Raw genomic sequence first — 1,280 nt, 5'->3', positions numbered from 1 at the left:
GTTTTTGCACTAATTAATGGCGCATATTTTTCACATAGCTGTGAAATTTCAGGATAATTATTTGTATATGGAGAACGAAGTACATCATCAAAACGCTGCATAATAAATAGCGCATAAATAAAGTGTTCTTGCGCAACTGGATGCCCTGGAATTGTTGTCAAAATCTTTTGTGACTGATCAAGAGTTCGGGCCAATGATTCAGATGGATATTGGTAGATAAAGGTTTTTGAGGCGAGCTCAGCTTCTTCCAAAAAAGTCGAGGTTAGTTCATCGAGTAAACTACTCGCTTTAGCTGCAGCAGATTGTGCCTTTTCGCTAGCTATTCTCGTCTCATTGACTTCTTTTTTAAGGGCATCTATAAAATAAAAACTTATAAAAACAATCACTAGTAATGCCGAAAAACTAACAAAAGAAGTCGCTTTATTGCGTTTTATAAAAAGTTTAAATTCTTTATACAGGTTACTATCTTCAGCCAATGTTGAGTAGCCTGCCAAGTATTTTTGAATATCGCCTTTGAGCTCAAGTACGCTACTATAACGATGATCGGGTTCTAAGGCCATGGCTTTTTTCACCACTGCAATCAAGCTATTTGGTAATGAGAAATCAACTAGCGATTGAGGGTCTCTAACATTCCCCTTTAAGGTGCTCTTTAGTATATATTCAACACTACCTTCCAAAGGTCGATGATGAGTTAATATCGAATACACCTGGTTATATGTCTCCATTCAGATTAATTTGCTCAGGAGACATATAACCAGGTGTGCCAACTACTTTATTTTTAGAACTTATATGATTTAATAAGTCAACTTCTAATAATGTTTCTTCAACACCTACTATTTCTGTATTATTTAATATTTTGCCTAGTCCCCAGTCACAAACGAGAACTTCACCAAAATGCCCCACCTGAATATTGTCCGGTTTAAGGTCTAGGTGGATAATATTTTTAGAATGGGCATAGGAGATAGCTTCACATATTTTGACAAAAATCATAAGGAGTTCATGCAATGAATAAGTCTCTAAATACTCCTCGTCTTTGGTATTTAAGTTTTTAAAGATTTCCCCCAATGAGTCCCCTTCTTTAAGATCCATGGTAAAATAAGGTTGCCCCAAATCATTAAGTCCCACATCGTGAATTGAAATAATATTTGGATGCTCAAGTAAAGCGGTGAGGCGTGCCTCTCTTAAAAAAACTTCATACAAATGTTTATCGTTGGGCTTACCTCTTTCTGCAAAGGCTATGTAACGAGAGGTTGATAAATCAAAGGCACGTTTAATTGATT

The 1,280-nt window shown here is 36.0% G+C and carries 2 protein-coding genes; both read right to left on the bottom strand.

Annotated elements, in window-relative coordinates; genetic code table 11:
• On the bottom strand, nucleotides 1-572 hold a 572-nt coding region (locus tag LNTAR_RS24685), incomplete at its 3' end, for a hypothetical protein (RefSeq protein WP_157473845.1).
• Nucleotides 573-711: 139 nt separating this feature from the next.
• On the bottom strand, nucleotides 712-1,280 hold a 569-nt coding region (locus tag LNTAR_RS24680), incomplete at its 5' end, for a protein kinase domain-containing protein (RefSeq protein WP_007281510.1).

It is taken from the genome of Lentisphaera araneosa HTCC2155, assembly GCF_000170755.1.
Lineage (GTDB): Bacteria > Verrucomicrobiota > Lentisphaeria > Lentisphaerales > Lentisphaeraceae > Lentisphaera > Lentisphaera araneosa.
The sequence above is the reverse complement of the archived record's forward strand: the minus strand, read 5'-3'. Positions and strand labels throughout refer to the sequence as shown.